Genomic DNA, 24,466 nt, shown 5'->3' on the forward strand with positions numbered 1-24,466 from the left:
TATATTTCTAATAAGGAAAACTGACCACTGACCACTGCGACTAAACACTTAACTCATTTCATTAAATTTTGAAATCGCTCCAATAGGGTTGGATGTGAATAATGCATAAAAACGTAAGCAGGATGCGGAGTCAGATTACTAAGACTATTTTTCGTTAATTTCTTAAGTGCTGAAATCAATGGTAAACCCGAGAAGGTTGTTTTCGCATAGTTATCTGCCTGGTATTCAAATTTTCTGGAGAGATAATTCATAAGTAAACCGGTTATTTCAGAAATCGGACTATATAAAACACCAAATGCTATAAGTCCGATGTGGAAAGAGGGTTGATTTACGTTTAGTGCTTCGGAAAGCATTTCGTTCCCAACAAAGAGTGAAAGCACCCAAAGGGTGAATCCCGTTGTTGCTACTGAAGCAACCAAATTAAAGATAATGTGATTCTTTTTGTAATGTCCCACTTCATGTGCCAACACGGCCACAATTTCATCTTCTTCAAGATCATTGATGAGGGTGTCGTATAAAGTCACTCTTTTTTCACTTCCGAAGCCAGAAAAATAAGCATTGGCTTTAGTACTTCTTTTGGAGCCGTCAATCACAAAAATTTTATCCAAATTGAAACCTACTTTTGATGCGTATGTCTCGATCTTAGTACGCAAACTACCATCTTCTAAAGGTGTTTGCTTATTAAACAACGGAACAATTAAGCGAGCATAGAATAGATTTATAAAGACCGTAAACACCGTCACTAAGCCCCATGCATAGAGCCAGAATTGTGATCCGGTGGTCTGATAAAACCAAACAATTGCGCTCAATAATAAACCACCTACAACGATCATCATTACCCATCCTTTGATTTTATCGAATATAAAGGTCTTCAAAGTAGTTTTATTGAAACCGTATTTTTCTTCAATGACGAAGGTTTTGTAATAACTAAATGGCGTGCTTAAAATATCACTGGCAAGCATAATAAGACCAAAGAAAATAAGTGTGATTACAATTTCATTACTAGAAAATGATCTGGCAAGCCCATCCACATAAGCAAATCCGTCCAGAAAGAAGAAGGCTAAAGTAGCAATTATGGAAATTGTGGAAACAAGAATTCCAAACCGATAATTTTCCTTTTTATAACGTTGAGATTTGTTGTATTCATCAAGATCGAACACATCAGTTAACGCTTCAGGAATGGGATCATCGAAGTGTTTAGCGTTTAAGTGATCCAACACCTTATCAATAATGAAATTGATTACGATTATACCGATAATGATGTAAAATAATGTTTCTGAAGTCATATTTTATAAATTCCAAATTCCAAATTCCAAATTCCAAATTCCAAAGTTTGAATTATTCTAGTAAAAGATGCCGTTTTTGGGATTTTGTTATTTGTGATTTTTTATTTTGTGAAATTTCTAAGAGAAATTTCGTTGTCTTTTCGCTTCAAATATAAGGATTCCCGCGGCTACCGAAACGTTCATGGAATCGATTTCGCCTTGCATAGGAATTATAATATTTTGGGTGCTGTTCTTTCGCCATTCATCTGAGAGACCATGGGCTTCGGTACCAACTACAATCGCTGAACTCTTAGTGTAATCGCAACTATGATAGGGAACCGCTTCTTGCAAAATGGCACTATAAATAGCAATATTATTGAATTTTAAATAATCAATTATTTCTGAAGTAGTTCCGGTCGCGATTTTATTGGTAAATACACCACCTACACTACTGCGAATGATGTTAGGATTGTAAATATCTGTCTTCGGATTGGCAATTATAATTGCATCGACTCCTGCAGCATCGGCGGTACGTAACAAAGCACCTATGTTTCCAGGTTTTTCCGGGGCTTCAGCGATAAGCAACAATGGATCCTTAGCAGTAATATTGAGCTGTTCGAGTGATAATTCTTTTGCTTCAGCTATAGCAATCATGCCTTCGGTAGTGCTTCTGTAGGCTATTTTTTGATATACTTCGGAAGTGATTTCGATAAAATCGGCTTCCGTATTTGCCTGCTCTTTGATAACAAAAACATCCTCTTCCGAAGCAATTTCAGAACAGAACAACACGGTCTTCAGAAAATAACCACCTTTTAAAGCCAACTGTATTTCACGCTGACCCTCAATAATAAAGAGACCTGTTTTCTTACGTTCCCGAGATTTTTCAGAAAGTACGATACATTGCTTGATCAACGGATTTTGAAGGCTCGTAATTTGTTTGTGCATACTGTAAAGGTAGGAAAATGATGATTTAATTAATTCGTGAAATATAAAAAAAAACGCCATCCGAATCAACGAATGGCGTTTTTAATACATTATGTAATACTATTTAAAACATCTCTCTTCCGGCGAAGTGAAATGCGCCTTCGATAGCTGCATTTTCGTCACTATCACTTCCGTGAACAGCGTTCTCACCAATAGAGGCTGCATATAACTTACGGATGGTTCCTTCGGCTGCATCGGCAGGATTGGTAGCACCAATCAAGGTACGGAAATCATCAACTGCATTGTCCTTTTCAAGAATGGCAGCAACGATTGGTCCGCGGGTCATATACTCAACTAATTCACCATAGAAAGGACGCTCACTGTGTACAGCGTAAAATTCTTTAGCATCGGCTGTAGTCATTTGCGTTAATTTCATTGCTACGATTCTAAAACCTGAAGCATTTATTTTTTCTAGAATGGCTCCAACATGTCCTTTTTCAACACTATCGGGCTTTAACATTGTAAACGTTCTATCTGTTCTCATTGTATTTTTAAATTTTGTGCAAAAATAGACATTTGTGTTTCAAAAACAAGGGCTTAACGATAGTTTAATATTGCTGAAAATAATATTCGCGCAGCTGGTTATTTAGACCTCGTATTTCCATGAGTACTTTTTTATTCAAAAAGTCGATTTTTATAATGCCAAAATTAAGGTCTTTGATAAGTTCGCCTTTTCGATATCGGTTGGGTCCATCCGGATTTTCTGGCCATGTATGTGTTAAGCCGCTGGTTGTAAAGTCTACAAGTGGATAGGTTAGTTTGGTTTCAGTGTTAACCGAAAATTCTGCTAAATGCCTGTCACCGCTAAGAAAGATGATGTTTTTGGCCTTCGCGTTTTCTAAAGTGGTCTGCATTTTTTTCACTTCTGAAGGGAAATTCGCCCATTTTTCCCAACCGTGTTCATCGGCTAGAAACTGGATACTACTCACAATGATATTAAAATCGGAAGTTTCGTCTTCCAGTTCCTTCTGAAGCCATTTCCATTGAGTGGTTCCCAATACCGTCCTCGATTTGCCATCATCCCATGCTTCAAAACGCCAATCCGGGTTTTTACTTTTTCTCAAAGAATCACGAAAGGTTCTAGTATCTAACAAGATTATTTTTAGCCTACCTTTTTTAGTATTGTAAATTTTAGTGTAATAAATGCCTTCCTGTGTTCGGAGTGGATCGTTTTCGGGTGTTTTTAGAAAATCCAGAAAGAGTCGTTGTGCTTCCTTTTTATGCTCCCATTCGGAACCTGCGTCATTTTTACCATAATCGTGGTCGTCCCATGTACCAATGATCGGCACTGAGGCGGCCAAGGTTTTATACTCAGGATTTGCCCATACTTTATCATAATCGGCTTTCATTTTTTGCATGTCAGCTGTATCGGCATAAATATTATCCCCACCCCAAATAAAAAGGTTGGGTTTGGTTTCTAGAATTGGTTTCCATAGCGGTTGATCTCTATTCTGGTCGTTACAACTGGCAAATACTATGGTAAAATCTGATTGTACTTGTTGTGCTGCTGGAATTTCTTTAGCAATGTCTAAAACGGCTTGCTGAGCATTTGAATTATTTTTGTTTAGGTCTTGGTGTTTACAGGAAATAATAAGCGCTAATAGTAGAGCGAGTTGAAAAAGCTTCATGTTTCAAGATTTTTTCTGTTAAAGAATCAAAACTAAGGTAATGGTTTTACGTGATAAATTCTCAATTTTTTAAAGTGACCATATAATGATTTCAGTGTCATATAATTATAACACTCTAACATTAAATTTAAAACAATGAAAAAGTTTCTATTAGTTGCTGCAGTACTGCTTATAGGTGGTACTATGCTTGGACAGGAAAAACCTGAAAAGAGAACTAAAACCGTGGTTGCACGCTACGACGGGAATTCTAATGATACTTATTTTTTCACTAATGATGTAAATAACGTAGAAATAAGAATTAATGAAGTGGATGAAGAGCTTTTGTCTATCTACGATCTTGACTCTGACGATTATCTAGGAATGTACTTTAGAATGATTTACACTATTGATTATGTCGAAAATGCAGAAAAAACGAAGGATGGTAAGCTTACCGCAACCAAAAATCCTTACAACAAGGAGCTAAAAATTATCGATATGGAAGAATTGAAAGATTATAAACAAGAATAATGAGAATCTTTGTGAAACGAATTTGGATTCACTTCCATGATCCAGATTCGTTATTTTGATTGGTTGAAAAGTCGGAAAGAAAATTCCGACTTTTTTTATCTAAACCTTAAAACACAATCTTTGATTCGAAGGGAGCAGACCATTTGGATGCTCTTTCAATAGCTGGAATAAGAGTTGCAAATACGTCTAGTTTTCTTGAATAGGAAGAAGAAGACTTCGTCTGGTTACCTAATCTTAGTGCTAAGGAAGCACGCACCTCTTTTTGTGTTTCATCCGCCTTTACAATCACGGTTGTCTTTCCCATAAAATCGTCTTTTCGGTCATGAGAAATGCGTTGAATATGACTTTCATCCCAGTTAGCGATGATAATAGGAATATCTATCTGGCCATGTATATCATAAACAAAGAGATTGAGGCAGTATTCCATTTCGAATTTCAAATCGAGAGGATGAAATTTTATCACAGTAAGAACTGTAATGTCACTAAATTTATCATTTACATGTATTTCTTTAGGTATGGATTCTAAAGTAACGGATTCAATTTTTGCCATTTTTATTTTCTTAGTTGTGTTATTTTATCTTCGTAAGTGTGCCAGTATTCTGTTATGAGTTGATGAGCTGCTGAAAAATCATTATTCAATATATCCAATATCTTTTCGAGATCTTTATCGGGTGCATTAAATAGATCGACCTGTAAATGACCAACCTTTTCAACCAGGCTTTCACAGGTATTTAAGATGTCTCCCAGTTTTCTGAAGTTTTCTTCTTTTTGTTCCAAATTTGATTGTTCCATGGCTAATAATGTCTTTATTATTAAGACACAGATTAGCTAAGGAAGTCACTTTATTCGGACATGTCTTGAGCAGTAGGTGCCTTCCATGTGGTAGCTCCCACTTTCCGACTATTAGCAATTTTCACATTTTTAGAAGCTCTTTGCTTATCGTAGATCATAGCGGCCGTCATTATAAGGCTGGTTCCAATGATTACGAAGAGTAATATACCTGGCTCAAAAGTGGCTACGGTAGCTTCCGCAGGGATAGCATAAAAAAGCAATACAGTGATGAGTCCACGAGGTGCAACAAATAGCTGTGGGATTATATCAGGACCTAAGAATATTCGGAGAATCACAAACCTAATCGCATAAATTGATAAGATGATAAGAGAGCTTATAATAGCGACATCTAAACTAAATAGTGAGGTTACTACGATTGTTAGTCCAAAAATTACAAAGAAAAAAGTACGAACTACAAAAGCGGTTTCGGCTGTGATGGTATGTAATTCATGATAAATATGATGGGCTTTTTCGTAATGTAAATATTTGGAAATTCGACCTCCAAAAAACAGTTTCATATTCGCAATGACCAAGCCGAAGATTAAAATGATTATTAGAGATGATAAATGCATTTTCTTGCCCAAACCGTATAATAACAATAGGACGGCGATTAATAAGAATAATTTTACCTGACTTTTTATTTTCTGAAAGATTAGAATTATCAAATAACTGGCGACTAACGAGATGACTATTGTGATAAGTAAATTTCCTGTAAACCCTATAAAACCTGAATCTTCGGCAGGATCTAGTTTTCCGGTAAGGAAATAGAACATCATGATTCCTAGTATATCTGAAAAGGTACTTTCATAAATGTGGAATTCCTTTTTGCTTTTCCGAAGTCCGGCAACACTAGGAATAATAATGGCACTCGATAAAATGGAAAGAGGCGTTGCGTAAATCCATGCCGATTGCATGCTCATTTCAGGGATAAAGTTATACAAGATCAAGGCGGCAACCCAGGCCGAAACAAGGAGTCCAACTAATGCAATGAGCATTGATTTAAGGATAGGAACCAGCTTGTCCTTTTTTAATTCAAGCTCTAGTGCCGCTTCAAGTACAATCATAATTAAACCTACAATCCCTAAAACTTCAAGGAAGGGGAAAAAGTTAGGTATGTCGTCTGTAAACGAGCCTAGTAAATATTGTAAACCAACCCCAAGTACGATTAACATCAAAACAGAAGGGATGTTAGTACGTTTTGAAACTCCATTAAATAGAAAGGAGAGTATAATTATTAATGAAGCGGCGATGATTATATTATAGGATGATAGAATTTCCATTAAAGTGCTTTTTGTTTTGAGATGGTTTCAATATTGTTGCGCTCGAAGTAAGCGATGAGGTCTTTCGTTTTAGCCCCATTTTCTAAAGTAAATTGTAGGCGTTGCAAATTCTCGCCGGCTACTTTTTTGAGGGTTGGTGGTTTAGAAAAATTTACCATTGGATTGTCGAACATCAGGTCTAGAATTTCTTTTTCTGAAACAGCTTCAGAAATATAAATTGATTTTAAAATAGCATCGTCTTCTTTGTAAAGAATACTAAATCCGTGTTGTTGTATTTCAGAATAATTCACAAAATGTTTTCCTTTAGGAACCTTAAGAATTGCGCCAAGCGCCAATAATTCAGTGATTTCACCTTTAAAATCACCCGTAGATATCTGCGTTCCGGTTTCAATTAATGGATTGAGCTTTATTAGAATTCCATTTAGGTAGTTTCGAATATAAGGGAAGCCAATTATTCCTGCCGCGAGAAAAATGATTCCGTGAACGATATAATCAATCCTTATAAAAGAGATAATCAATAATAATACTGCAAGTGGTATATATAGGGTCAAAAAATGCGTCGATATTTTACGAATCAGTTTTTTAGTACTTGATTTACGGGAAAGTTTTACAAATACTTCCGTTAGAAATTTAAATATCCAGTACAATGCAAAAAGTCCAATTAAGACTTCTCCAAAATATTTCCATGTAAAATCTGTCTCCATATTTTAATTTTCTAAGTACATTTTCTTTGAGAGTAAGCGCGAAACATCCTGCCCCACCACTTGGTTGATCGATAGATTCCCTTTTTGATCTCTCAACAAAACTTTTGAATTGATTAATCTTCGAACCGCCGATTTATAATGCGCATCATAACCGGAAGCCGTTACTCGCTTAAGTCCGACCTCACTAATATTCTTAAAAAGCAGGGCTTGCTTTAAAATTATTAGTTCTTCTTGAGTAAAGAAATCTAAAAACTCATGCTCTTTTGATTTAAAAAGAACTTCTTCTCCATTCTGAATAAAGGTGTTATAGGTCCATGACTGAAGTACTTCTCCAATATTATGGTAGTGTTTTCTAATTAATAGTGCAATGGTTTTTTCAATCTTCTTCTTTGAAACTGTAAGTCCATTTTCGGTAACCAAGGTTCTATGAGCAGCTCCATGACGTAACAACAAGGCTGCCTGAATCTCGTCTGAGTCCATCTCACTCACATTAATGAGCGTATTGAAAACATTCGAAAAATCAACTCGGTGATCCAGATGCCCTTTCATTGCGTTGGTAGTAGTCGCCATTACAAAAGCATCGTCAGATTCCTTTTCAACAAAACTGATCAACGCTCTGGTGTTCTCGAGTAGGCTATATTCTGAATCGCACCATAATTCCAAATCGTCTATAAGTATCGCCGGACGAGTACTTTTACTATTATTGTTCTTCACATACTCTAAGGCTTCCGCTAAATTAAAAGTTGTTGTAAATTTTCGGCCATCAATGGTCGCCAGACTATTTGGTTTTAAGTTAACGATGTCATTTCCGAAGAAATTTTTTGCCGTATTATTTAAAAAAGTACTGCGACCACTTAGTCTGTCACCATAAATAAGTACAGCCTTGTTAAAACCCGAATTCCATAAAGTAACGGCCTCTTTTAATTTTTCTTCCTGAAGATCTCTTGACACCAGGAATAGATCTCCAATAAAATTCCTGTTCAGAAAGAGCACATCATAATGTTCATTATCCTCTTTAAACATACGATGAGCAATACTCTTGGTCGTAACTTCTATCTCAGAAAAGGATTCGAGATAGACCGATTGTTCATAGCGTGTATTGAAAAACGAAATCAACTTTTCGCTTTTCTTTCTAAGCCGCTTGTAAATGTTGTTTTTACTTAAAGTTAGAGAAGAGGTAATTGTGGTATTAATAGGAATTTCGAGAAATGGTTCCGAATTTACAAAACGAGTTAACTTAAGCTCATTATTGGCTTTTTGGTAAATCTGTTCTGAAAGTTCTGTCCCTGTATTTTTGTGTAATTTCAGATCCGTTTCTAGTTTTTCGACCGCTCTAATAAAAGTGTCCTTCTCTTCAAATTGTTCTGAAGATTTAGACATTAGCAGACTATTTTTAAGATTAATCAATGTAATCCTAATCTTAGCCTTTACAGTTTTTTCATGAGCCATGAGGTCGAAAAGATCGGGAAGTATTTTATAGTCAAACCATTTTTGAACCGCTTTGGACATAGAGATTTCTCTACGCTGTAAAACACCATCTTTAGCCGAAACAAAGCACTCACAAAATTCTAAGTCTCTAATGGTATCTTGCAATTTTTCCGTGAATATTTCTGTATTATTTCCTAATTCATCTAATTGTTCCATAATGTCATCAATCCTTGTAAATAATGCCTGAGGATTGCTTTTCGATGACAATGCTTCCTTGATATAACGACAATCGGCTTCCAGAGTGTTGTAAAGCAGCGTATTATCGATTTTTACCCTTTCCACTATTTCTGTTAAGTTGGCTAATTGTGGAATGGTTTGGAAAAGTTTAATTTTAGAATTATCTATTTTAATGAATTGATCGAGCAATGCTTCAAGTTGTGCCTTGTATACAGGCCAAGGATTGGTATGTAATTTTAGATTACGGGACATTTTTTTTACTGAATTTTTATCCCTAGACAATTTACTAAGCTCATTGTCAATAAACGAAACAAGCTGATTACTGGCATTTGCCAATACCTCTTTTGAAGCTAAAAAATGACGTTCGGTAGTTGAAATATCAATCTCGTTCTCCTTATTTAATAGTGCCGTCTTCTGAAGTTCGAGCAATACATTTCTATGTAAAATAGTAAGATCTTTTATCTCTTCCGGAAGTTGATAATTAATAAAATATATTTCAATAGCTTCGGAAGTATTGCTGTTTTCAAATGAAGCTTTTAGAGCCTCATCGGCAATTTCTATGAATCCGGTTACGATTGAAGCACTATCTTTCAGTATAAAACTTGTTAAAGATTCTGAAGTGTTTATAGCTTTCAGGGCTTTGATGTACGCTAATAAATATTCTTGAAATTTTTTTATCATTTAATATATTAATGTTTACACTAATGCATTTTCAGTTGTGCTGTCCATACAGAAGATGGCTGAGGTCCTGCTTTGATTGACGACCTTAATTAGTTCTTCAATTTTACTATCGGAAGGTAGTGACAATATATTTAAATCGGTACTATTCTTACCAAAGTATTCAGCTTTTGCCTCAGTTGTAAAGCTCTCGATATTAGAACCTACCGGAAAACGAATCAAATCGTTCAATATGGAAATATCTGATTGAGTTATTATTCCTTCTTCATCTAAAGCTACTTTTGCATTTAACTCTCCTTTCCAGTTTTTGGCTAATAAAAGAGACGTTAATATTGCAAGATCATTATTACCTAAATCGTAATCATTTCTCCAATTCTTCGGAAAATTACTTAGCCATAGCGATAGGTTTTTTTCCAATGAGAGTCCTACGTTTTCAAAAGGAACATATAAAATAACACCATAATTATTCATACTTGCAATCTTTATCAATTCCTCGTACGATTGGTGAAACTGTTCATTGCCGTTCACAGTGAAGAATAGGGAATTTGGCTTAAAAAAGGCAGCATTTAGAGCCTGCATGCTAATCTTGAGACTGGTAGAAAGATCTTCTCCGCTAATATACGTATGGCTTGTGGCAATATTCTTCGATTTTAGTCTCGAGATTACCTCAGGCAGAAAGTTTTGAAGTTTGTCATTAATATCTTTATCCAAATGTTTTACAGCTAGAAATTTAACAGACCCTTTTGGAGCCACGATACTTTCAATCAATTTAAAAGAGCTGCGTATTTCTTTGGGCGCCGTCACTGGAATTAACAAATCTGGTCTCCAGGAACGCACTTCTCTTGTCGGACTTAATTGCGTCGTTTTCTTAGTGGACCATTCGGCGAGCGCCGTAAATAGACCACTTCTCGAATCACCAGCTTCCGATTTTAATTTTTTCTTTACAAGGTAGAAATAAAAGAAAACGATTAGTACTAAAGAGGCCAGGGCGACAGCAGCATTGATAATAAACATCACTGTTAGTGAGCCAAAAGCACCAATTAAAGGCACTATAATAGGGATCTTTAAAGTAGGTCTAAAACTCGGTAAGGATAAAGATTGCTCAATCAGGGCAACTATATTCACCATTGCATAGGTAATCATAAAGAACATGGTAATAAGTGGAGCAATGGTATTGAGGTCTCGAAGTGAGAGTCCGATAACAACAATTACAGCTGTAACCAACATCGCATTAAAAGGCTCACCTTTTTTATTAGTTTTAGATAAGAGATCACTTTTTGGTAAAATTCTCTTTTCTCCCAGCGCTAAAAGTATCCTTGGCGCACCAACGAAAGAACCTAAGGCAGAGGATAGGGTAGCGCCTAATAGTCCGGCTAGTACAATAGGTGCGTAGTAAGCTTTGTCAATAAATACGTTATAGTTTTCAAGTAATTCGGTAGGAGTAGCGAGTAAAGCGGCAACGAAGATCATTCCCATATAAACTATAGTTGTAATGATAACCGCGCTTATTGTACCGGTTGGAATACTTTTGCGTGGGTTTTTTAAATCACCAGACATATTTGCGCCTGCCATAACACCGGTTACAGCTGGGAAAAAGACAGCAAACACCAACCAGAAGGAGGTGCCGCTAAAGTTATTTTCAATAGAACCTTCGTAATTTCCGAACCAGACGAAATCGTAATTTAGTTCATTAACAAAGAGTCCCCCAAGGATCGAAAAGATCGATAGAATAATGATTACCATGATCACGTATTGTATTTTAAAGGCAAAGCTGGTGCTAATAAAGGCAATCGCCATGACCAAAGCGAATACCATAATATCTAATATCACCGGGCTCATTTCGGGTAATAGTGATTGTAAACCCTCCCTGAAGCCAAAAATGTACATAGCTACAGCGATCGCTTGAGAAAAGAAGAATGGGATTCCAATTGCGCCACCAATTTCCAAGCCTAATGATTGCGATATAAGTGAAAAGGCACCACCCGATCCTATTCGTATGTTAGTGGTGATACTGGAGAGTGATAGAGCCGTTGAAAAGGTAATGGAAACGGCAACTATAATAATGAGAAAAGTTCCTACAATTCCGGCATTACCCACTACCCAAGGATGGCGGATATACATAATAACCCCAAGTATTGTTAAAAAAGTTGGGGTGAAAACACCTGCCATCATTCCAAACTTCTTGACAGGCTTCGAAGGGGTAGTCTCCATATTTGATTGGTTTACTTATATTATTTGACCCCACTTTTCATATTAAGTCACATAATTTTTATTTTTTTTTAGCTTCTGAAGTGTTTCGAGCTTAGTTTATTGATATGAATCCTTCAAAAGTGACGGATGCTAAAAGTGTATAAAGTGATGAGTACTGCATTGTTTAATTAATTGAAATGATCCGGTATTACAAGTGTTTCCGAAGAAAAAAAGATAAGAATTAGGAAGGTAATTCAGAATAATGTGCAAGTTTGTAGCCTTTTAAAATGATTTCAGAATAATTGAGAAATACTTTTAAATACCCTTGTCGAATATAAATACCCTGTGGCAGTATTGATTCGATGTAACCTTGATAAACTCCGCAGCTAAATTCGACTCCGACTTTAAATTTTGGATTTTCTTTAAGTCGTAATCCGATGAGGTAACTTTTTAAATAATTGATTAAAATATATCCAATAAAAAGGATCAATAATAGCTGTACAATTGGGGCTGCTTTGAAGAATCCAAGTGCTATAATCACCGCCGAAAAAACTTTATACGCAAATAAAAAATGATTCATATCGCGTTTTATTTCGAAGTACAATCCCGGTTTAGATACGCTTCGTAACACCAGCATACCAAGTAGTTTTGCAATATAGTACACCGCGATTAGGACGATAAATACTTTAAATAAGCCGTTCCAGCTAAATAGAATTTCCATGATTTTTTCAAGTGAAAAGAAGGGGATTATGATCTGAAATCCCTCTATTATTTGGACACGTTAAACTCAGGAAGTCACAAAAAAAATGCTTCCGTTTGGGAAGCATTTTAAAAAGTAGCTATTGAAAAAGCTTTAAGTGTTATATGCTTACTACTTTTTAATAATTTGGGATTTATCGTTAAGGCCTTCCACTTTTATCTCTGGGTTTCCATATACATATACATAGCTTTTTCCCTGAGCGTATAATTTTAATTCCTTGCTGGCAAACACATATATGTCGGAAGTATTTGAAGCAATTAGATCTGCAAAAACAGATTTTAGCTTCTTTGCTTTTATATCTGTTGACCCCGTTGCAGTGATTTTAAGGTTGGTTACGTCACCGGCTAGATTTATATCTGCTCGTTTGTTTATTTCTACATCGAGATACTCCATTTGCATTTCTGCGTCGAGATAAGCATTTTCGTTTAAAATCATTTTAGCCTTATTTCCTCTCATCAATAGTTCGCCATTAGTACTCTTGTTTAATACAAAAGTAGCATCATCGGCATCCATGTCTAATTTGTATGATGCGTTGTTATAAGCTGTAAAATCAAGAGTTTTGAACGAAAGTCTATTCATAGACTCGAGTACAGAGTCATCTCTTAAGATAATTTCGTCCACGCCATCAATGGTGAGATTGATTTCAAGTTTTTTAGATGATGTAATTCGATTGATGGTATAAATTTTTAGGCTACCATTTACGATTTCAAATTTCACGATAGCCACAAGATTTTCGTCTGTTTTAATGTGATAACCATTGCTTTCTGTCTGTGTTATCGTTACCTCCAGGTCATCACTTATCTCGATACTATCGAAATCCTCTAGGGTGTTATACACATCAACAACAATTTTGTTTCCTTGTATTTTTGGTTTCTTTTGTGCGTAACATATACTCACCAATAAGGTGAAACATACAATAAATATTTTTTTCATGATTTTTTTATTTAGTAGTGTAAACAGAATTATAAAGTTTTTAATTCATCCGAAATCGCATTGAAAACTTGAGTATAGGCCAAATTTATGCAGCTGTAGTTTCTGTCTTCGATATCGAGAAAACGCTCCATGGCTTCAGACGTTTTAAGCAGGTTTTCAAAATTGAGTGCGTAGGCATTATCCCATTACGAAACAAATTGAAAAGTGCTTTTGTTGCCCTCCATCAATGTAAATTTTTCAGGAAACGTAAACTGGATGTATTCCAAAATTTCGGTATAACTCTGTGTGTATTTTATTTTAGAAACTAACTGTCTCATAATTCAACGTGATTGTTTATTTATATGACACAGTAAAATTGGATTGGTCACAAACATTGTGATTTTTTATGATAACTGGTTTCTAATAATAAAAAAAGCCCTGCAAACGAGTTGTGGGCTTTTTAAAATGAATTAGCAGTTTAAATTATTCGATGATTCGTATTTGGTTCTCTACCACGTCTTTAATAGGGATAACAATTTTTCCTGTCGCTGTTTTTAGCGTCATTGAAATATTGTCGATAGATTCAATAGTACCGGAAACATCATTAAATTCAATAGATTGTCCTACTTCATAGTTTTTACGAGTGTAGAACGTTCTTAACAAATCACTTATAATGTCTTTAGAGCCAATTCCAAATCCGAGTGCCATTGCTGCTAAAAATGCGCCTAAAATGATGGTTAAATTGTTAGTGATGATATTGGTGTCGATTCCTGCCTGATTTAAAGCTGTGACCGTGATTATAATCGCAATCACATAAAAAACCAGACTACTTATAATTTTTGCGCCATTTAAATCGAAAGATTCGAAGAGTCCACGAATCGCTTTTTTAAGAAAGCTGGCGATGTACAAACCAACCATAAATAAGGCGATAGCACTAAATAATTTAGGAAGGTAACGTAAAAGTTTCCCTATTTCTAGAGAAACGATTTCCCAGTTCATAATATCGGAAGCCACAATAAGAAAAACAAGAAAGAGGACCCACTTTACAAAGCCTACGATCACCGAGGTGACATTGAATTTTAAATCGGTCTCACCAAATAGATTCTTCTCATTTATAAGCTCTGTAAGTTTGTCTGCCTTAGCGATTCGCAAGATTCTCTTTAATAGAAAAACGATTATTTTTGTAATGATCCATCCAATGATGAGTATGAGAATGGCACCTAAAATATTAGGTATGGCATTCATAATTGAGATGCCCATTTCGTTAAGTGAATTGAAGGTAAGTTCCCTCCATTGGTCTATTCTTTCCATGGTCGTTGTTTAATTGGTTATATTATTTTTTGTTTTTATGCTCGTTTTTTTTGAAAAATGCCTCAGCGGCCTTTGCATAATTGAAAGAAAACAGACTTCCTAATTCAACAAATAATTTAAATGCCGAAATATCATTCATAACATGCTTTTTCATTTCTGGTGGTGCCTCTTTAGGAGGATGTACCAGTTTTTTAAACGGATTTTCCATCGATCTTACATTTTTTCATTACACAATTCTACTACTCTTGCTTTTGCTCTTTTCAAGCGCATTTTAACTGCACTTTCACCAATTTCCAAAATCGATGAAAGCTCCTTAATCGATAAGTCGTCTTGATACTTTAACAGTAATATCATCCTATCCTCGTTAGGAATTATTTCCAGCGCTTTCTTTAATTTATTTACTTGGATCTGAAATAAATTGTAGTCATCTATTTCAATCAGGAGGTGATCATATTCTTCAACAGGCACTGATTTCTTTTCAATTTTCTTAGCAGTGGATCGCGTCACATAGTTTGCACATAGATTATAAGTAAAAGCATACAACCAGGTTGAAAACTTCGATCTCCCTTGAAAGCTATCTAACTTAATGAAAAGCTTTAAAAACACGTCCTGACTGAGATCCTTTGCCTCGTCTTCATTATTAACGAAACTAAAACATTTGTTATAAACAACATGACAGTATCTATCGTACAGAACTTCGAACATCAATGTGTTTCGGGTTTTTACTATTTGTTGTACAAGTTCCTCATCGGTTAAACTTTGGAACGAAACATGGGTTTTCAAGGGTTAGATCAATTGGTTATAATAATTTAGACACCGTCTTCTTAAATAAGTCACTTAAATTTACAATAATCTTTTTTAAGCTTTTCTTCGGAAGGATTTTAAAGTTTAGGCCGCTACTTGTGTATTTCTTATTCTGAAGCTATATCGGCTTCGCTAAGCGAATTTGATTCTTTGATATTCTGTTAGTGATTACCCTAAAAATTGTATCTTCGCGCTCTATGAATTCTGAAACAACCTCAACAATTAAGAAGCTTTTAGAGACTTCAAAAAAGATCGTGATCGTAGGTCATAGAAACCCCGATGGAGATGCACTAGGATCCAGTTTGGGGCTCTATTTTTTTCTGAAGCATCTAGGACATCATGTTAGTGTGGTAATGCCTAATGAGTTTCCCGACTTCTTAAAGTGGATGCCAGGAAGTGATGCTGTACTAATTTATGAGAAGGAGATAGAAAAAACCACTGCAGTTATAAATGAAGCAACTGTGATCTTTGTGTTGGATTTTAATTCATTAGGAAGGGTAGGGGATCTTAAGAAACCTTTGGAGGAAAGTGAAGCCGATTTTATAATGATCGATCATCATCAACAACCCGATGAATTTGCTGTTGCTACCTATAGTGATACCAATATGAGTTCTACCGCCGAAATGGTGTATCATTGTATCGCTGCTCTGGATGGAACAGAAACAATTACGGCCGATATAGCTACCAACTTATATGCAGGAATTATGACCGATACCGGCTCGTTTCGTTTTCCGTCGACCTCTGCTGAAACGCATAGAGTGATTGCAAATCTCATTGATAAAGGAGCTAATAATGCCCTAATTCATCAAAATATTTTTGATACTAATAGTCCGGACCGAATGAGACTATTGGGAGTTGCTCTTAAAAACCTTCATATCCTTCCAGAATACAATACGGCATATATCACTTTAAGTCAGGAAGAACTTGATGCAAATAACTTTAAGAAAGGAGATACCGAAGGTTTTGTAAATTATGCTTTGTCGGTTGAAGGTGTTGTATTTGCAATTATATTTATTGAAAATAAGCAAGATAGCATCATTAAAATGTCATTAAGAAGTAAAGGAGATTTTTCAGTGAACGAATTTTCACGGGCTCATTACCATGGTGGCGGACATACAAACGCTGCTGGAGGAAGAAGTTCACATAGTCTTAACAATACTATTACTGAATTTATTAGTATCTTGCCAGACTATAAAAATGCGCTTACCCGTAATGATTCGTAATTTAATTGTTATACTAATATGCTGTCTGGGAGTTGTCGCTTGTAAAAGCCCTGAAGCCAGAAAACCAGTACAATCAAAGTCTGGCTCTTTTATACAGGAGTCGGCAGTGCGGAACAAGCGTATCTACGAAATGGAAAAGGCTATCATCGAAAAAATGATGAAAGTTAATTCTGAAAATGACTATTTAGCTTCAGATAGCGGATTTTGGTACTACTATAATACAAAGATCGATACTTTGAACGGAGACTCTCCAAGTTATGGTGATCATATCACATTTTCCTACGATATTAAAGACTTGAGTGGTAACGAGATCCTTTCCGAAGAAGAAATAGGACTACAAAATTATAAGATAGACCAAACGAATCAGGATCTTATCTCCGGATTACGTGATGGTCTTAAATTAATGAAAGAAGGGGAGACTGTAACTTTCCTGTTTCCATCGTATAAAGCTTATGGCTATTACGGTATTGTAAACAAACTTGGCACCAATATTCCGGTGCAAAGCAAAGTAACCTTAAAATCAATTGAACAAACACAAGAAAATTAATTTATTTATGAAAAAACTAACATTTTTATTATTATTCCTTACGCTGGCATTCGCGTCTTGCCAGAATAAATATCCCGATTTAGAGGATGGTGTTTATGCAGAATTTGTAACCAACAAAGGTACATTTGTCGCAAAATTATATAACAAACAAACGCCACTTACCGTTGCGAATTTTGTAAGTCTTGCAGAAGGAACAAATACAATGGTAGACTCTGCATACAAAGGAAAAAAATTCTACGATGGACTTACATTCCACAGAATTATTAAAGATTTTATGATTCAAGGTGGAGATCCTAAAGGTGATGGCTCTGGAAATCCTGGGTACCGTTTTCCTGATGAGTTTAATGACACATTGAGAATGGACAGAAAAGGAGTTTTAGCAATGGCGAATTCAGGTCCTGGCACAAACGGGAGTCAGTTTTTTGTTACTCTAAAAGAAACGCCATGGCTAAATGGAAGACATACTGTTTTCGGAGAGATTGTAGTTGGACAGGAAGTTATTGACTCAATAGGAACTATGGCTACTACAAAACCAGGTGACACTCCAGTAGAACCGGTAATTATTCAAACAGTAAATATTTTGAATACTGCTAATGCTAAAATGGCTTCTTTTACTGAAGAAATGGAAGCATTAGAGAATAAAAAGAAAGAAGTTGAGGCCCGTGCTCTTAAGACTGGGGAAGAAACTATCGCAGGACTTAATGCTGTGAAGGCAGATGCAGAAACTTTAGCTTCAGGAGTACAGATCTACAAGAATGTAGATGGTGGTGGTGAGCAACCTAAAGAAGGAGATAAAGTACTTATCAATTATGAAGGTTATCTTTCTAATGGTAAACTTTTCGATTCGAATGTACAGTCTGTAGAAGAGAAGTACGAAATGCTTAATCCGGAAAAACTGGCTAAGGGTGGATACGCTCCAATGCCGGCAGATTATGGGAAGGAAGCAAAACTTATACCAGGCTTTAGAGAAGGTTTGTTAAGCATGAAAGTGGGTGACAAATCAACTATCTTTATTCCTAGTGCGTTGGCTTACGGAGAGCAAGGAGCGGGACAAATTATTCCACCAAACTCTGATCTGATATTTGTGATTGAACTTGTTGAAATCGTTAAAAAATAACAGTTTAATATTATACTAAAAATCCCCGTCCAAATTAATGGACGGGGATTTTTTTATGTGCTAAAATTAGTTTAATCTAAGGCAGGAATACGTAACACCTGTCCTGGATAAATTTTGTCAGGATGTGTTAACATTGGTTTATTCGCTTCAAATATCACAGGATATTTCATGGCATTGCCATACACTTTTTTTGCAATTTTACTAAGTGTATCACCTCTTTCAACCGTATGAAAGGTAGCAACAGGTTCTTCAATTTTTACATCCATATTGTCTTCAACTCCCGCAATTCCAGCAGAGTTGCCAACTACTAAAATAACTTTTTCACGAGTTTCCTGATTCGCCGCTGTTCCTGATAAGGTTGCAACATCTCCATCAATAGAAATACATAGGTTTTCTACTTTAAAGCCTAAATTATTGATCATGTTCTCCATTTGGGCAACGGCCCGCTTGTTTTCAGCCGCTTCAATTGCTGCTTTATCTGCTGCTGCTTCTGCTTTTTCTTCAGCAGTGGTTTTTCCAATTCCGAATACTTTTGCTCCGGCGTCTTTAATAAATGAAAATAATCCCATATTGTTTTTTGTTTAAATTTAAATGATTTTTAAAGCTACGATTTTCTAAATAAATTCCTTTCCTTACGAATGCGAATTTGTTGTTAAATAGCAACAGGTTTTAGCTTTTCTTCGGAATGTTCTTTAAGATCTCTAACACAAATTCCCAGTATTTTTTAGCCGACGAGATGCTCGCTCGTTCATCTGGAGAGTGTGCTCCTTTAATTGTTGGTCCGAAAGAGATCATATCCATTTCAGGGTAATTCTGACCTAAAATTCCACATTCCAATCCAGCATGGCACGCTGCTACATGTGCTTTTTCACCATTTATTTTTTCATACAATCTATCTAGTACTTTAAGAATATCACTATCCATATTTGGTGCCCATCCCGGATATTCTCCGCTGGCTTTTACTTCAAATCCCGCTAATTCGAAGCCTGAACGTAGTGAATTGACGAGATCATCAATTGAAGACTTCACAGATGAACGCGAAAGGCATTCAATTTTTACGTTGCCGTTCTTGATAGTTACTTTGGCAATATTATTTGAAGTTTCCACCAGATCTTCAATTGCCGGACTCATACGATAAACGCCATTATGAGCGGTTGATAAGGCATTTAAAATGGCAGTTTGATCTTCTTTTTTCATCACTTTTGAAGGTAATGAACTGTTTTTTTCAATACTTATAGATAATTTTTCCTCCAGTGTTTTATATTCTGAAAGTATTGCATCTTTAATTCTGTTTAATTCGGAAGGTACTTTCTTTGAATTAGCTTCAGAAATAACGATAACAGCCGAGCTTTCGCGGGGAATTGCATTCCGAAGACTTCCTCCTTGTACTTCTGAAACTGATACCATATCATTCACAGCATAGAGTAAGCGAGTCATCATTTTGTTAGCATTCCCAAGACCTTTAATAATGTCCATTCCGCTGTGACCACCATTAAGCCCTTTTACTTGAATCGTATATGCCTGTGAATTTGGAATTGGGTCAACTTCAGAATAACTTCTTAAAGCAGTAACGTCAATACCTCCTGCACAACCAACACCTATTTCATCATCTTCTTCGGTATCGAGGTTTAAAAGAATATTTCCTTTTAGGATTCCTCCTTTTAAGCCCATGGCACCCGTCATTCCTGTTTCCTCATCGATAGTAAATAAGGCCTCAATCGCAGGATGTGCAATGGTATCACTTTCTAGAATCGCCATAATCGTGGCCACTCCCAGACCATTATCGGCACCTAGCGTAGTTCCTTTAGCACGTACCCAATCACCATCCACATGCATCTCAATTCCCTGAGTATCAAAATCGAAAACTGTATCGCTATTTTTTTGATGTACCATATCCAAATGTGATTGCATAACAATAGGAGTGCGGTCTTCCATGCCAGAACTGGCTGGTTTACGGATGATTACATTTCCAACTTCATCTTCGATGGTTTCTAAATTGAGATTTTTTCCAAAATCCTTCATAAAGGCAATAACTCTTTCTTCTTTTTTTGAAGGACGTGGTACTGCGTTTAGGTCGGAAAATTTATTCCAAAGTGCTTTGGGTTCGAGGTTTCTTATGGCTTCGTTCATAACATTCCCTGCAAAGGCAAGGATCTTTTTAAGATTAATCTAAATTATACTAAAATCATTTCAGAAGAAATTATAACATTCCTGAAACATTAACTACAAAATTACGGTTTTAGCATTGCTTTAAAAATTATGAAGTAAAAGATTTCTTTGTATGTTTGGCAGATGCGAAAAAACACCAAATTAATACTTGCAATTCTATTACCTCTACAGGTTATTTTATTACATATATTGAAGAATTTTCCGCAGTTTGTAGAAACCTATTATAGTTTGGGCTTTTTTCCGTTTATATCTAAACTTTCCCGATATCTATTTGGATGGATTCCCTTTTCAATAGGAGATGTATTTTACTTATTAATGACAATTATTGCGATACGATGGCTTTATAAAAATGTGCGAAGGCTCACTAAAGAACCACTACACTTTTTTCTGGATATAGTAGCAACGCTTTCGATCGTATATTTTGTTTTCAATTTACTCTGGGGTCTAAATTATTATAGAGTACCGCTACATAAATCGCTCGTATTAAAAACGGATTACACCAACGAACAGTTGATCAAAACTACAGAGCGTCTTATTGCCAAATCGAATGAAATGCACCGTATGTTAGGGTTTGCAGATAGCCTTAAAGTAGAGATTCCATATACGCAGAAAGAGATTTTTGACAAGTCTGTTAATGGTTATCAAAATCTTGAAAAGGAATATCCAAGTCTTGCCTATGCTCCAAAAAGCATCAAAAAAAGTGGATGGAGCCTCGGACTTACCTATATGGGCTACAGCGGATATTACAATCCTTTTTCGGGAGAAGCGCAGGTGAATAATCTAATTAAGACCTATAAGTTTCCGGTAGTGGCATGTCATGAGCAAGCACATCAATTGGGTTATGCTGCCGAGAATGAAGCCAATTTTATAGCAACGCTAGCCACATTAAACAATGAAGATCCTGTGATTCAGTATACAGGATATATTTTTGCACTGCGTTATTGCATAAATGAAATTGCACGTAGGGATATGGACGCTTATAACGAGATTATTACTACTGTTAACCCTGGAATTCTAGCAAGTTATAAAGAGATGAGGGATTTTTGGGCGAGTTATCAAAATCCATTTGAAACCTTTTCGAAATTATTCTGGGACCAGTTTTTAAAAGCAAATAACCAATCTCAGGGGATTATGAGCTATAGCTATATGGTGGCGCTGGTAGTGAACCATTTTGAGGATAAAGAGTTTTAAAGGAGTTCACATCGGTCGTATAGTCTCAGCAACATTTCAATAAAAAAAGCAGCCCACTGGCTGCTTTTTTTATTTCATCACAAACTATTTGATGCTAAAACCGAAACATGAGCATCGGGATCGACTTTATAGATCAGATTTTCTAAAGATGCTAGTTTGGTATTGTTTTTAGTAATCAAAATTAATTTGTCATTCGCATCGTGATGTATCAATTTTAAGATGTTATCTGTACTTTGCTGGTTTTTAAGTAGTTCTTCTTGAATAAGAAGGTTCTTATTGGAAAATACAAGCACGGTCCTGTTTTGCATTGCCTTCTTTATATAGTAATCAATGGTTTTACTAATCGCGATAATTGCCATTATACTGTAGGCGGCCATAGTAAAATCTTCAAACACGAAAATCCCGATTAGAATTACAATTCCGTCGATAATGAGAATTAACTGACTAAAAGGAAGTTTTACTTTAGTTGCTATTATTCGTACCAAAATATCATTTCCACCGGTTGTAGCACCTGCGTTCATTACAATCGCCACAGATACTCCTATGATCACCCCTCCAAAAAGCACGGACACCAAGACATCGTCCACATATGCTTTCCCTTCGGTAAGAATAGTGATCAAGTCGATGAAGAATGAAACAAGCACCATCGAAAATGCTGTTTTTATCCCAACTTTTCTACCTAAAACCTTTGTTCCCCATAATAATAAGGGAATATTGATACATAAGGCCGCGACCCCAACAGTTAGGGGTGTTAGGTCATTGGCAATTATACTTAACCCCATAATTCCACCAGGCACAATGGCATGAGGAATGATGAATAACGCATAGGATATTGCCATTAATAAAGATCCTGTAAAAACCCAAGCATAACTTATAAACTCGGTTCGTAAGTGTTCTTTGTTCAATTTGAGTGTTAGTATATTCTTCATAACGTAAAAAAAAATCCCTTTGATTTATAATGATCAAAGGGATTAATAAAATTATTTATTAAAATTTTGTTATTCCCTGCGATATATGATAGCATTACGTAAATGCTTACACATACGTTTGCTAATACTACAGATGGACTTATATTGTTTCATAACTACTATTAATAAAGCAAAAAAGCGTTCTACTTTTTGGTAGAACGCTTTTCAGAATTTATATATCTTATGCGTTCTAACCTTTGGATTTTATCCAATTCAACTTACAAATACTCTCTTTACGCGTTTTTGTCATAATTAAGATGCAAATTTAGAACATATTATTTGATTGATAATTATGTTCAAGTTTTTTTTAACGAATTTTTCTGATTTCATTCTGAAACCTACACAATTTACAATCCTGCAATAAGATCGCTGGGCAAATAATGTATCTTCGCAACGAAAGTATGTAAATTTATGGATGATAAGCGGAAAGAGAAAGAACAACGTGAGAGTCAGGCAAACAACCCCATGCATGGAGTTAAATTAGCCGATATACTTGAGTTTTTGGTTGAGAAGCACGGTTGGGAGACCTTGGGATCGAAAATCAACATACGTTGTTTTACTACAGATCCATCTATCAAATCAAGTCTCAAATTCCTTCGGAAAACCCCCTGGGCCAGAGAAAAAGTAGAAACTTTATATCTGCGTTCTATAAAATAAATAGTAAGGACAATCCTTAATTAGACTATCTTCAGAAGACAAAAAATTAAACTGTCTTAGGCCTTGGGCACAATTACAGCATCCTTAGGTTTTGCAAATACAGAAGGCTCCAATTGAGTTTCAGTAGCAGTAACCTTCGAAAATTTCCTGCTTTTTTTCTTAGCATCCGGCTTTCCGTCTTTAGTACTGTACCAAATCAATTCAGAAGGTAAAAGCAAGCCATTTACATCTTCCCATTTATCATATTTAATAAAATGCCAATCATTGCTTTTTGAATCATCACCATAGGTCACAGTATATCCCAGCCATTCCATCGTGTTGCTTTCGGGATTAAGATAAATGATATATTCATCGTCCGGGGAATCACCAATACCGTGTTCATAACCAACTTTTACTGCTTTATACGATTTACCTTTTAGCTCGGTGTCTTCCAACTGAGTGTAGATAATTCCGTCATCACCTAAAACAAATGGCATGGCATAGAAATAAAACATTAGGTTGTGATAAAAGCGCGCTTTCCCTTTATATGCATCAGGCTTGTTGTTAAGTAACCACACATCTTTACCATCGTAACCAATAGTCCAATCCTTTGCTTCGATCTTGGCCTTTCTGTTTTTTAGAGAAACAGAATGAGTTTCTTCGCCCTTATCAACTTCCATTTCGAAACAGAGATTGTTCATATGGTTCCAAGTATCAATTCCACCATGCGCTTGAAAAACAGCAGCTATATTGTTTGGATATTCTTTTTTCTGAATGGTTTCTGAAACTGTTTTAATGACTTCAACCGTTTCCTCCGATTCTTTTTTTTCGTTTTTACAAGAAATTAAAACGACGGATAGTAATAAAACTGAAAGAAGACTCTTCATAATGAGGTTTTTAGATGCGGGATTAAAAGTAGTAAAGCAAAGTGCACTCTGAAACTTTTTTTGAATACTTTATGATATTAAGAAGAAAGAAGAAAGAAGAAAGAAGAAAGAAGGAAGAAGGAAGAAGGAAGAAGGAAGAAGTGTGACATAAGATATTAGATAAAACAAGTATGAATTAACAAATTAAATCTCAAATCTCAAATCTTATG

Annotated in this window: 25 protein-coding genes; 6 read left to right on the forward strand and 19 right to left on the reverse strand. The window is 35.7% G+C overall.

Going from position 1 to position 24,466, the window contains the following annotated elements; all coding sequences use genetic code 11:
• Positions 1-53 precede the first annotated feature (53 nt).
• The 4 genes from BXY75_RS09595 to BXY75_RS09610 all read right to left on the reverse strand — a co-directional run bounded on the left by BXY75_RS09595 (position 54) and on the right by BXY75_RS09610 (position 3,877).
• Entirely contained in the window at positions 54-1,286 is a 1,233-nt protein-coding gene (locus BXY75_RS09595; protein ID WP_121907534.1) for a M48 family metallopeptidase, read from the reverse strand.
• Between the two features lie 117 nt (positions 1,287-1,403).
• Positions 1,404-2,210 (reverse strand): TrmH family RNA methyltransferase, encoded by an 807-nt coding sequence (locus tag BXY75_RS09600; protein WP_121907535.1) that lies wholly within the window; start codon positions 2,208-2,210, stop codon positions 1,404-1,406.
• 103 nt (positions 2,211-2,313) lie between these two features.
• Positions 2,314-2,733, reverse strand: coding sequence for a nucleoside-diphosphate kinase (locus BXY75_RS09605; RefSeq protein ID WP_121907536.1), 420 nt, complete (start codon positions 2,731-2,733; stop codon positions 2,314-2,316).
• Positions 2,734-2,797: 64 nt separating this feature from the next.
• Positions 2,798-3,877, reverse strand: coding sequence for an alkaline phosphatase D family protein (locus BXY75_RS09610; protein WP_121907537.1), 1,080 nt, complete (start codon positions 3,875-3,877; stop codon positions 2,798-2,800).
• A 135-nt stretch (positions 3,878-4,012) separates the two neighbouring features.
• Here BXY75_RS09610 and BXY75_RS09615 point away from each other — a divergent pair, with 135 nt between their 5' ends.
• Complete coding sequence (locus BXY75_RS09615; RefSeq protein WP_121907538.1) at positions 4,013-4,384, forward strand: hypothetical protein; 372 nt, start codon at positions 4,013-4,015, stop codon at positions 4,382-4,384.
• A 106-nt stretch (positions 4,385-4,490) separates the two neighbouring features.
• Here BXY75_RS09615 and BXY75_RS09620 read toward each other — a convergent pair whose 3' ends face one another.
• From BXY75_RS09620 to BXY75_RS09670, 11 genes are all read right to left on the reverse strand, one after another.
• On the reverse strand, positions 4,491-4,934 hold the full coding sequence (locus BXY75_RS09620) for a hypothetical protein (RefSeq protein WP_121907539.1): 444 nt from the start codon (positions 4,932-4,934) through the stop codon (positions 4,491-4,493).
• Between the two features lie 2 nt (positions 4,935-4,936).
• Complete coding sequence (locus BXY75_RS09625; protein ID WP_121907540.1) at positions 4,937-5,176, reverse strand: hypothetical protein; 240 nt, start codon at positions 5,174-5,176, stop codon at positions 4,937-4,939.
• Between the two features lie 50 nt (positions 5,177-5,226).
• Complete coding sequence (locus tag BXY75_RS09630; protein ID WP_121907541.1) at positions 5,227-6,495, reverse strand: cation:proton antiporter domain-containing protein; 1,269 nt, start codon at positions 6,493-6,495, stop codon at positions 5,227-5,229.
• Positions 6,495-7,199 carry a hypothetical protein gene (locus BXY75_RS09635; protein WP_121907542.1) on the reverse strand — a complete coding sequence of 235 codons (705 nt, stop codon included), beginning with the start codon at positions 7,197-7,199 and terminating at the stop codon, positions 6,495-6,497. The genes BXY75_RS09630 and BXY75_RS09635 overlap by 1 nt, the downstream gene beginning before the upstream one ends.
• A 3-nt stretch (positions 7,200-7,202) precedes the next feature.
• A complete protein-coding gene (locus tag BXY75_RS09640) occupies positions 7,203-9,545 on the reverse strand; it encodes a hypothetical protein (RefSeq protein WP_121907543.1) in 2,343 nt (780 codons plus the stop codon).
• Positions 9,546-9,560: 15 nt separating this feature from the next.
• Complete coding sequence (locus BXY75_RS09645) at positions 9,561-11,753, reverse strand: amino acid permease (protein ID WP_121907544.1); 2,193 nt, start codon at positions 11,751-11,753, stop codon at positions 9,561-9,563.
• 220 nt (positions 11,754-11,973) lie between these two features.
• The gene (locus BXY75_RS09650) at positions 11,974-12,453 is read right to left on the reverse strand and encodes a hypothetical protein (RefSeq protein ID WP_121907545.1); all 480 of its coding nucleotides are present in this window, start codon (positions 12,451-12,453) and stop codon (positions 11,974-11,976) included.
• A 150-nt stretch (positions 12,454-12,603) separates the two neighbouring features.
• Positions 12,604-13,425 (reverse strand): GIN domain-containing protein, encoded by an 822-nt coding sequence (locus BXY75_RS09655; protein WP_121907546.1) that lies wholly within the window; start codon positions 13,423-13,425, stop codon positions 12,604-12,606.
• A 462-nt stretch (positions 13,426-13,887) separates the two neighbouring features.
• The gene (locus BXY75_RS09660; protein ID WP_121907547.1) at positions 13,888-14,715 is read right to left on the reverse strand and encodes a mechanosensitive ion channel family protein; all 828 of its coding nucleotides are present in this window, start codon (positions 14,713-14,715) and stop codon (positions 13,888-13,890) included.
• Positions 14,716-14,737: 22 nt separating this feature from the next.
• Positions 14,738-14,923: a hypothetical protein gene (locus BXY75_RS09665; RefSeq protein ID WP_121907548.1), complete on the reverse strand. Its 186-nt coding sequence runs from the start codon at positions 14,921-14,923 to the stop codon at positions 14,738-14,740.
• Positions 14,924-14,928: 5 nt separating this feature from the next.
• A complete protein-coding gene (locus tag BXY75_RS09670; RefSeq protein WP_245962952.1) occupies positions 14,929-15,498 on the reverse strand; it encodes an RNA polymerase sigma factor in 570 nt (189 codons plus the stop codon).
• Positions 15,499-15,716: 218 nt separating this feature from the next.
• Between BXY75_RS09670 and BXY75_RS09675 the strand changes: the two genes are divergently transcribed.
• Genes BXY75_RS09675 through BXY75_RS09685 form a run of 3 tightly spaced genes read left to right on the forward strand, consistent with a single transcriptional unit; the run spans position 15,717 to position 18,406 of the window.
• Complete coding sequence (locus tag BXY75_RS09675) at positions 15,717-16,742, forward strand: DHH family phosphoesterase (RefSeq protein WP_121907549.1); 1,026 nt, start codon at positions 15,717-15,719, stop codon at positions 16,740-16,742.
• Complete coding sequence (gldI, locus tag BXY75_RS09680; RefSeq protein ID WP_121907550.1) at positions 16,732-17,289, forward strand: gliding motility-associated peptidyl-prolyl isomerase GldI; 558 nt, start codon at positions 16,732-16,734, stop codon at positions 17,287-17,289. The genes BXY75_RS09675 and gldI overlap by 11 nt, the downstream gene beginning before the upstream one ends.
• 7 nt (positions 17,290-17,296) lie before the next feature.
• Positions 17,297-18,406, forward strand: coding sequence for a peptidylprolyl isomerase (locus BXY75_RS09685; RefSeq protein ID WP_121907551.1), 1,110 nt, complete (start codon positions 17,297-17,299; stop codon positions 18,404-18,406).
• 71 nt (positions 18,407-18,477) lie between these two features.
• On the opposite strand, the gene lysM is transcribed toward BXY75_RS09685, so the two are convergent.
• Positions 18,478-18,975: a peptidoglycan-binding protein LysM gene (gene lysM / locus BXY75_RS09690; protein ID WP_121907552.1), complete on the reverse strand. Its 498-nt coding sequence runs from the start codon at positions 18,973-18,975 to the stop codon at positions 18,478-18,480.
• Positions 18,976-19,075: 100 nt separating this feature from the next.
• Entirely contained in the window at positions 19,076-20,536 is a 1,461-nt protein-coding gene (locus BXY75_RS09695) for an aminoacyl-histidine dipeptidase (RefSeq protein WP_121907553.1), read from the reverse strand.
• A 162-nt stretch (positions 20,537-20,698) separates the two neighbouring features.
• Between BXY75_RS09695 and BXY75_RS09700 the strand changes: the two genes are divergently transcribed.
• A complete protein-coding gene (locus BXY75_RS09700; RefSeq protein ID WP_121907554.1) occupies positions 20,699-21,766 on the forward strand; it encodes a DUF3810 domain-containing protein in 1,068 nt (355 codons plus the stop codon).
• Between the two features lie 77 nt (positions 21,767-21,843).
• Here the strand turns inward: BXY75_RS09700 and BXY75_RS09705 are convergent, their stop codons facing one another.
• Positions 21,844-22,695, reverse strand: a complete 852-nt coding sequence (locus BXY75_RS09705) for a YitT family protein (RefSeq protein ID WP_121907555.1) — start codon at positions 22,693-22,695, stop codon at positions 21,844-21,846.
• A gap of 450 nt (positions 22,696-23,145) precedes the next feature.
• On the opposite strand from BXY75_RS09705, the gene BXY75_RS09710 reads away from it, so the two are divergent.
• Positions 23,146-23,391, forward strand: a complete 246-nt coding sequence (locus BXY75_RS09710) for a VF530 family protein (protein ID WP_121907556.1) — start codon at positions 23,146-23,148, stop codon at positions 23,389-23,391.
• A gap of 56 nt (positions 23,392-23,447) precedes the next feature.
• On the opposite strand, the gene BXY75_RS09715 is transcribed toward BXY75_RS09710, so the two are convergent.
• Positions 23,448-24,257, reverse strand: a complete 810-nt coding sequence (locus tag BXY75_RS09715; protein WP_121907557.1) for a DUF6503 family protein — start codon at positions 24,255-24,257, stop codon at positions 23,448-23,450.
• Positions 24,258-24,466: the final 209 nt, after the last annotated feature.

This window comes from Ulvibacter antarcticus (genome assembly GCF_003688405.1).
GTDB classification, from domain to species: Bacteria; Bacteroidota; Bacteroidia; order Flavobacteriales; family Flavobacteriaceae; genus Ulvibacter; species Ulvibacter antarcticus.

Coding starts and splice junctions, on each gene's coding strand:
- BXY75_RS09650 (WP_121907545.1), bottom strand. CDS start 12,453: ATGGAAATTCTATTTAGCTGGAACGGCTTATTTAAAGTATTTATCGTC.
- BXY75_RS09705 (WP_121907555.1), bottom strand. CDS start 22,695: ATGAAGAATATACTAACACTCAAATTGAACAAAGAACACTTACGAACC.
- gldI (WP_121907550.1), top strand. CDS start 16,732: ATGATTCGTAATTTAATTGTTATACTAATATGCTGTCTGGGAGTTGTC.
- BXY75_RS09700 (WP_121907554.1), top strand. CDS start 20,699: ATGCGAAAAAACACCAAATTAATACTTGCAATTCTATTACCTCTACAG.
- BXY75_RS09660 (WP_121907547.1), bottom strand. CDS start 14,715: ATGGAAAGAATAGACCAATGGAGGGAACTTACCTTCAATTCACTTAAC.
- BXY75_RS09635 (WP_121907542.1), bottom strand. CDS start 7,199: ATGGAGACAGATTTTACATGGAAATATTTTGGAGAAGTCTTAATTGGA.
- BXY75_RS09655 (WP_121907546.1), bottom strand. CDS start 13,425: ATGAAAAAAATATTTATTGTATGTTTCACCTTATTGGTGAGTATATGT.
- BXY75_RS09645 (WP_121907544.1), bottom strand. CDS start 11,753: ATGGAGACTACCCCTTCGAAGCCTGTCAAGAAGTTTGGAATGATGGCA.
- BXY75_RS09665 (WP_121907548.1), bottom strand. CDS start 14,923: ATGGAAAATCCGTTTAAAAAACTGGTACATCCTCCTAAAGAGGCACCA.
- BXY75_RS09640 (WP_121907543.1), bottom strand. CDS start 9,545: ATGATAAAAAAATTTCAAGAATATTTATTAGCGTACATCAAAGCCCTG.
- BXY75_RS09630 (WP_121907541.1), bottom strand. CDS start 6,495: ATGGAAATTCTATCATCCTATAATATAATCATCGCCGCTTCATTAATA.
- BXY75_RS09615 (WP_121907538.1), top strand. CDS start 4,013: ATGAAAAAGTTTCTATTAGTTGCTGCAGTACTGCTTATAGGTGGTACT.
- BXY75_RS09715 (WP_121907557.1), bottom strand. CDS start 24,257: ATGAAGAGTCTTCTTTCAGTTTTATTACTATCCGTCGTTTTAATTTCT.
- BXY75_RS09710 (WP_121907556.1), top strand. CDS start 23,146: ATGGATGATAAGCGGAAAGAGAAAGAACAACGTGAGAGTCAGGCAAAC.
- BXY75_RS09695 (WP_121907553.1), bottom strand. CDS start 20,536: ATGAACGAAGCCATAAGAAACCTCGAACCCAAAGCACTTTGGAATAAA.
- BXY75_RS09595 (WP_121907534.1), bottom strand. CDS start 1,286: ATGACTTCAGAAACATTATTTTACATCATTATCGGTATAATCGTAATC.
- BXY75_RS09675 (WP_121907549.1), top strand. CDS start 15,717: ATGAATTCTGAAACAACCTCAACAATTAAGAAGCTTTTAGAGACTTCA.
- BXY75_RS09620 (WP_121907539.1), bottom strand. CDS start 4,934: ATGGCAAAAATTGAATCCGTTACTTTAGAATCCATACCTAAAGAAATA.
- BXY75_RS09605 (WP_121907536.1), bottom strand. CDS start 2,733: ATGAGAACAGATAGAACGTTTACAATGTTAAAGCCCGATAGTGTTGAA.
- BXY75_RS09685 (WP_121907551.1), top strand. CDS start 17,297: ATGAAAAAACTAACATTTTTATTATTATTCCTTACGCTGGCATTCGCG.
- BXY75_RS09610 (WP_121907537.1), bottom strand. CDS start 3,877: ATGAAGCTTTTTCAACTCGCTCTACTATTAGCGCTTATTATTTCCTGT.
- BXY75_RS09600 (WP_121907535.1), bottom strand. CDS start 2,210: ATGCACAAACAAATTACGAGCCTTCAAAATCCGTTGATCAAGCAATGT.
- BXY75_RS09625 (WP_121907540.1), bottom strand. CDS start 5,176: ATGGAACAATCAAATTTGGAACAAAAAGAAGAAAACTTCAGAAAACTG.
- lysM (WP_121907552.1), bottom strand. CDS start 18,975: ATGGGATTATTTTCATTTATTAAAGACGCCGGAGCAAAAGTATTCGGA.